Origin of the sequence: Pseudomonas sp. ABFPK (assembly GCF_001586765.1) — a bacterium.
GTDB lineage: Bacteria > Pseudomonadota > Gammaproteobacteria > Pseudomonadales > Pseudomonadaceae > Aquipseudomonas > Aquipseudomonas asiatica.
In genome coordinates this window covers 20,835-27,244 of record NZ_LQXW01000037.1, presented here as the reverse complement: position 1 = coordinate 27,244, position 6,410 = coordinate 20,835, and the positions used below count along the sequence as shown (strand labels likewise).

Annotated in this window: 6 protein-coding genes; 4 read left to right on the top strand and 2 right to left on the bottom strand. The window is 53.9% G+C overall.

The features are described from left to right. The first annotated feature begins 87 nt into the window (after nt 1-87). Nucleotides 88-1,563, top strand: coding sequence for a GMC family oxidoreductase (locus tag WM94_RS21180; protein WP_256207035.1), 1,476 nt, complete (start codon nt 88-90; stop codon nt 1,561-1,563). A gap of 55 nt (nt 1,564-1,618) precedes the next feature. Further along, the gene (locus WM94_RS21175) at nt 1,619-1,837 is read left to right on the top strand and encodes a hypothetical protein (RefSeq protein ID WP_061552059.1); all 219 of its coding nucleotides are present in this window, start codon (nt 1,619-1,621) and stop codon (nt 1,835-1,837) included. Between the two features lie 339 nt (nt 1,838-2,176). Here the strand turns inward: WM94_RS21175 and WM94_RS21170 are convergent, their stop codons facing one another. Both WM94_RS21170 and WM94_RS21165 read right to left on the bottom strand, forming a co-directional pair. Beyond that, nucleotides 2,177-3,061: a LysR family transcriptional regulator gene (locus WM94_RS21170; RefSeq protein WP_061552058.1), complete on the bottom strand. Its 885-nt coding sequence runs from the start codon at nt 3,059-3,061 to the stop codon at nt 2,177-2,179. A gap of 110 nt (nt 3,062-3,171) precedes the next feature. Then, complete coding sequence (locus WM94_RS21165; RefSeq protein ID WP_061552057.1) at nt 3,172-3,708, bottom strand: 2,4'-dihydroxyacetophenone dioxygenase family protein; 537 nt, start codon at nt 3,706-3,708, stop codon at nt 3,172-3,174. Between the two features lie 427 nt (nt 3,709-4,135). On the opposite strand from WM94_RS21165, the gene WM94_RS21160 reads away from it, so the two are divergent. Beyond that, entirely contained in the window at nt 4,136-5,188 is a 1,053-nt protein-coding gene (locus tag WM94_RS21160) for an ABC transporter substrate-binding protein (protein ID WP_061552056.1), read from the top strand. A gap of 142 nt (nt 5,189-5,330) precedes the next feature. Continuing rightward, nucleotides 5,331-6,404, top strand: coding sequence for an ABC transporter ATP-binding protein (locus tag WM94_RS21155; RefSeq protein WP_061552055.1), 1,074 nt, complete (start codon nt 5,331-5,333; stop codon nt 6,402-6,404). The last annotated feature ends 6 nt before the right edge of the window (nt 6,405-6,410 follow it).

The window sequence follows — 6,410 nt, the reverse complement described above, 5'->3', positions numbered from 1 at the left end:
AATGCCCCCCCTGCGTCGCTGCGCTCCGACTGCCCGGCCGGATGGCCGTGGAACAGGTGGCCAGATGGCCGTGGAATGCCTGGCCAGATGAGAGCGGACTGGGTGGCCGGATGGCGTGGAATCCGCAACAAACGCTACAACTGGGACTTCAAAACCAAGCCTGAGGCTGGAACCTACCAGCGAGAAATTGCAGTGCCTCGAGGCCGGGGCCTCGGGGGATCTACCCTTATCAACGGCATGATTTACGTGCGTGGCCAACCAGGTGACTACGATGCGTGGGCCGAAACCGGCGCCAAGGACTGGAACTTTGGCACCCTCAAGCCCTATTTCCGCAAACTCGAAAACTATGCCCAGGGCGATACGACCCGAGGGCACGAAGGGCCGATGCGGATTCACCAGGTCACCGAGCGCTTCCCGCTTTCTACCGCCTTTATTGAGGCCGCGAAGCAGGATGGCCATCAACTGAATCCAGACTACAACGGAGATGATCAATCCGGATTCGGTTATTACCAGGTTGCCCAACACGGCGGTAAACGTTGGAGCGTGGTAGATGGCTATCTTAAGCCGGCACGCAGCCGTAGCAACCTCAGCATCGAAACGGGTGCTCACGTACTCAAGTTGAACCTGGACGGAAAGCGCTGCACCGGAGTGACCTACAAGCGACATGGCCGTGAAGTCACCGCCACTGCCAAGATCGAGGTGATTCTGTGTGCAGGTGCCATTCAATCGCCACAGATCATGGAGCTTTCCGGGATCGGGCGCGCCGATGTATTGGACAATGCAGGCATTCGCCTCAAGCATGAACTCACCGGGGTTGGTGAGAACTACATTGATCACTTCGCGACGCGGATGAATTGGCGGATGCGAAACACGGTCACCCTGAACGAGATGACTCGGGGATGGCGGCTTGGGATGGCGGTGTCGGAATACTTCACAAAAAAAACCGGCATCCTGACCCTTGGTACTGGCCTGGTGCACGGTTTCGTTAAAACCAATCCGGCACTGACATCGCCTGACATCCAGTATTTCTTCGTCCATGCGAGCTATGCCAACGCGGCAAACCGCATTTTGGACAAGCACCCGGGCATGACAATCGGTGTAAGCCAGCTGCGTCCAAAATCTAAGGGCTCGATCCACATCGAATCCAGCGATACCTATGCCATGCCCGCGATCCGCCCGAATATGTTGGGTGAGCGTGAAGACCAGATCAGCTTGATAGAAGGTATGAAGATCGCTAGGCGGATCGTCATGCAACCAGCAATGCAGCCATTCCTGGAGGAGGAAACGAGCCCTGGTATGAGCGTGCAGACCGATGAGCAGTGGCTCGACTTTGCCCGTCGCAACGGTCAGACCATCTATCACCCGCTGGGCACATGCCGCATGGGCGAGGATGAAGGGGCTGTTGTGGATTCCCGGCTGCGAGTTCACGGCCTATCAGGGCTTCGGGTAGTGGACGCCTCAGTCATGCCTACCATGATCTCCGGCAACATTCAGGGCGCTGTGATGGCGGTGGCTGAGCGGGCAGCAGATCTGATCATCGAAGACGCCAATCTGACCCACTGAGGCTCATGAGAATGCAGCGGGCACCCAGCGGTGCCTGCTGCGGATGAGGTGAGTAATGGATATTGTCCATGCCACGTTGTGCGTGGTGTTGGCGGCACGCATTCACAAAACGGATGCCGCCGTGAGATCCACAGCTAAACGCTGTGCAAAAAAATTGTCGCGCCTGGATCGCCAGATCATGTTCATGATCATGAACAGCAAGTCACCGCTGGCCACTGCAGAGGGATGCATATCCCAACTCGACATGGAGGTCTTGGCCTTATCAGACGACTAGAGTCTCGCTAGCCGCCCCGCTGTCCTACTCTGATTTAATCGAGGATTACGGGCAGATCGTCGTAATTCTCTTACAAAATAACAGTAACCCCTAACTCTTCATTCATACTATGGTGGCGATCAAGAAAAGGCTCGATCACAGCATTGCGAATGCTTGAGCGGAACTCCCCCCTGTTGAACTTAATCGGAATTAGACGACGCGCCTTTTACCAGAAAGGAGCGCAGGCTAGAAGCTCGAAACCAGGGAGATATTCAAGGGTGCAATACCAAATAAAATGGCGACAACAATACTTAGGTGACTAACGGAAAATTATAAATCGACTCCCTAGCAATAAATAGGTCATACATGCCAGGGATGGAGGGCAATCTGGCGCTCAAGATGTTCCACAAATACGCGGATGCGTGGACTCAAATTATTACGATTGGCATAAATAAGATAGATGGGCTGGACAATCCTGGATCGGTACTCGTCCAGCACCGGGACTAAACGCCCCGCCTTAATATCGGCACCTATGTGAAAATCAGCTAGACGGATGATCCCGCCATCATTCAGAGCTACTGATCGAAGCAGATCACCCTGAGTGAATGTCGATCGTGGCTTGATTGGCACCACCACCGACTTACCATCGACGTCGTAGCTCCAGACATTCCACGGGCTGTTGAAGCTGAAGTGATAGCAATCATGGTTGAGTAGATCATCTGGTATCTCAGGTGTACCCCGTGCCTTGAGATACTCGGGCGAAGCACAGGTAATCCAGTTCGACTCTCCAACCCGTCTGGCTACTCTCGACGAATCCGGTAGCACGCCGCTATGGATCGCAATGTCTAGCCCTTGATCGAACTGGTCTACAAACTGGGCACCGACCTCGATCTCGATTGATAAATCAGGATGAGCCTGGAGAAAATCCGGGAGCCACGGAACAATCTGGTGCTTTGCGAAAGTAGCCATGGTGTGGATTCGAAGCGTTCCACTAATTTTGGCCGGAAAAAACTCCGCCAGGGAGTCAGCCTCGGCCATCGCGTCCATCACAGATCGGGCACTACGAAGATAAATCGCCCCCTCCTCCGTCAGCGTCAAACTCCTGGTACCGCGCTGAAACAACCTAACAGAAAGACGGTTCTCCAGGCGAGTCACCAGCTTACTGATGGCTGATGGGGATAAGCCACGGGCCCGAGCCGCCGAAGAGAAACTCCCGTGCTCGTTCGCCCAAAGAAAAGCCAACATCTGCGAATAATTTTCTTTGTCCACTGGGCGACCTCTGCAAGGTTGGTAATGCACATGCTAGCGCAGCCTACCCTCTAAAAAAACAAGGCGCCCACCGGGCGCCCTGTTGATCAGCGAATGAACTTCTCGATGTAGTCGTCCGGAAGGCCAATCGCCTTGTAGTGAGCACGAGCAGCTTCGAGCTTGGTGAAGACATCCTCGTAACCGACGGCATTGCCCTGAGGGTCTACGTAGGTGTAACCGCCCTGTACGTGGAACCAGGTAATCATTTCATCGACGCCTTCAGGCACGAACAAGGTGTGAGTTTCTCCTGGCGGCTCGAAAGCGAAGGAACCTTCTTCCGCGATCCAATCATGCTCCAGGTAGTACCAACGACCTTTGAGAACCAACGCATGGACACCACCGGTGTGACGGTGGCGCGACAGCACGCCAGAGCGGCGAACACGCAGCAGGTTGACGTAGTAGCCGCCGCTCACGCTAAGCAGAAGAGGTTTGAAGGAAACACTATCAGTTACAGGCACCCAGAGATTGTCATCTGCAAGCCAGTCAGTCATTACGCCCAAATGCACTAGGTCGGGCGACATAAAGGGGACTTGAGGAAGCTGGTATGGAATCGCGAGCTGGTCAGGTTTGTTCAGGCTAGTCATTTTCTTCTCCGGTCTAGGTGCACGCCATACCGAGCGGCGTGACCAGTGGAGGCAAGGTAACGGGTCGATGCCTTGCCGATAAGCCCACAATTCATCACATCTGGTGTGCCTGGAAGTCAAAGCAGACCAAGTACAAGGGTGAGGGGCTGGCGCACAATTTTAGTGCAGCAGCCCACACCTCAGATGCCTTTTGGGTACCTAAGAAACAGGCTAAACGAAGGTGAGTAGGAAGGCAGATAGTAAAAATAGTCATAAGAATTATGACATTTCTGTACCCATGAGAATTATGAGCAAGAAAATGCACCGATTTTCGCCGAAAATGCGAAAAATGCTCAAAAACGGGCGTTGCGAAATAGCTTGCCAGCCTCATAGTCGAGTGGTAATAATTTCTACCACCAACCACCCTGACGCGTCACTGAGGTATAAAATGCATAAAACATGCCGTAGTGTCCTTGCCGTAGCTTTGACCGGCGCCTCCCTTTCTTTAGTCGCTCCCGCATTCGCTCGTGACCTCACGATTGTGTCCTGGGGTGGTAATTTCCAAGACGCTCAGCGCGAGATTTTCTTCAAACCATACAGCGCGCAAATCGGCAAACCCGTTCTGGATCAAAGCTGGGACGGTGGCGTAGGGGTACTTGAAGCCAAAGTGAAAGCTGGCGCTCCGAACTGGGATGTCGTCGAAGTTGAAGCCGAGGATCTCGCCTTAGGCTGTGCCAGTGGTCTCTATGAGAAGATCGACTGGGCCAAAGTCGGCGACAAGAAGGACTTCATCACCGAAGCGGTCAGCCCATGCGGCGTAGGCAATATCGTATGGAACACAGGCCTGGCTTATGATGGCGATAAGCTGAAGACTGCTCCCACCTCTTGGGCCGACTTCTTCAATGTGCAGCAATTCCCAGGCAAACGCGGCCTGCGCAAAGGGCCAAAGTACGCGCTTGAGTTCGCCCTCCTCGCTGACGGCGTAAAGGCCAGTGAGGTCTACGATGTTCTTCGCACCCCTGAGGGCGTAGACCGCGCCTTCAAAAAGCTCGACAGCATCAAGTCCAGCATCGTTTGGTGGGAAGCGGGCGCTCAGCCTCTGCAGATGCTGTCGGCTGGCGACGTGGTTATGAGTTCGGCCTATAACGGTCGAATCACTGGCTTCAACCGCAACGAAGGTAAGAATTTTAAATTTGTTTGGAACGGCAGTGTTGCAGCCATCGACTCCTGGACTGTGTTGAAAGGCTCAGAGAACAAAGCAGCTGCCATGGATTTCATTGCCTATAACAGTAAGCCAGAAAACCAGGCCAAGCTGCCGAAGTTCATCGCCTACGGCACCACGAACAAGAAAGCGAACGAGCTTGTCCCAGCCGAGCTGCGAGCTGACCTGCCCACCACCCCAGAGAACCAAGCGCAATCCCTTCCCTTGGATGTAGATTTCTGGGTCGACAATATCGAACCACTGACCGAACGCTTCAATGCATGGATTGCCCAGAAATAATCACTAGGGCTGCGCCCCATTAAGGGGCGCAAGTTCAGGCTTCATTAACAGTAAAAATGGGCTGTGATTCATGCACTTTGCTCGATGGCGGAGTGCTGGTCTGCGGCAACGTATTCGCTCCTACATTGAGTAGAGGTTCATCGTGACCTGCTTAGTATCTTTTAAAAAAATACAAAAAACTTATGACGGTGAAAAGCTCGTCGTAAAAGATCTAAACCTTGATATTGCCGAAGGCGAATTTGTCACTCTTCTGGGCCCATCCGGCTCTGGAAAAACAACGAGTTTGATGATGCTCGCCGGGTTCGAACGCCCGACCCAGGGCGAGATCCTGCTTAAGAATCAGCCGCTCCACACCCAGCCGCCCCACAAACGCAACATCGGTATGGTCTTCCAAAACTATGCCTTGTTCCCTCACATGACCGTTGAGCAGAACCTGGCCTTCCCTCTGTCTGTACGCAAGATCAATCAGATCGATGCAGCTCAGAAGGTTAAGCGGGCGCTCGAAATGGTGAAGCTTCAAGACCTCGCCAAGCGCTACCCCGCTCAGATGTCAGGTGGCCAACAGCAACGTGTGGCGCTCGCACGCGCACTCGTTTTCCAGCCCAAGCTCGTTCTGATGGACGAACCTCTGGGAGCATTGGATAAGCAGCTGCGTGAGCACATGCAACTGGAAATCAAGCACCTGCACAAAGAGTTGGGCTTGACCGTGGTGTACGTAACCCATGACCAAAGCGAAGCGCTGACGATGTCGGATCGGGTCGCTGTTTTCAATGACGGGATGATCCAGCAGATCGATAGCCCAGCCACAATCTACGAAGCACCAAACAAATCGTTCGTGGCACGGTTCATTGGCGAAAACAACGCTATTCCTGGCGTTATCACCAAGATTGATGGCGCCATCGGCGAGATCCAGCTCGCGGACGGAACCAAAGCTCACGCTCAGTTGGTCGAGCTCAACCAGGTGGGTGACAAAGTTTCTATGTGCATTCGCCCTGAGCGTATCAAGGTGGCCGATAGCGGTGGCCAGATCCCAGCTCGAATCCGCGAGTACATCTATTTGGGCGACCATGTCCGCATGATCACCGAAGCCGCAGGCAACAAAGATTTCATGGTGAAGCTACCCATCTCGCAGATGAACCCTGCCTGGACATCCGGCAGCCTTGTCACGCTCGATTGGGACATTGAGCACGCCCGCGCCCTTGATCCGGCTCAGTGAGGTGCG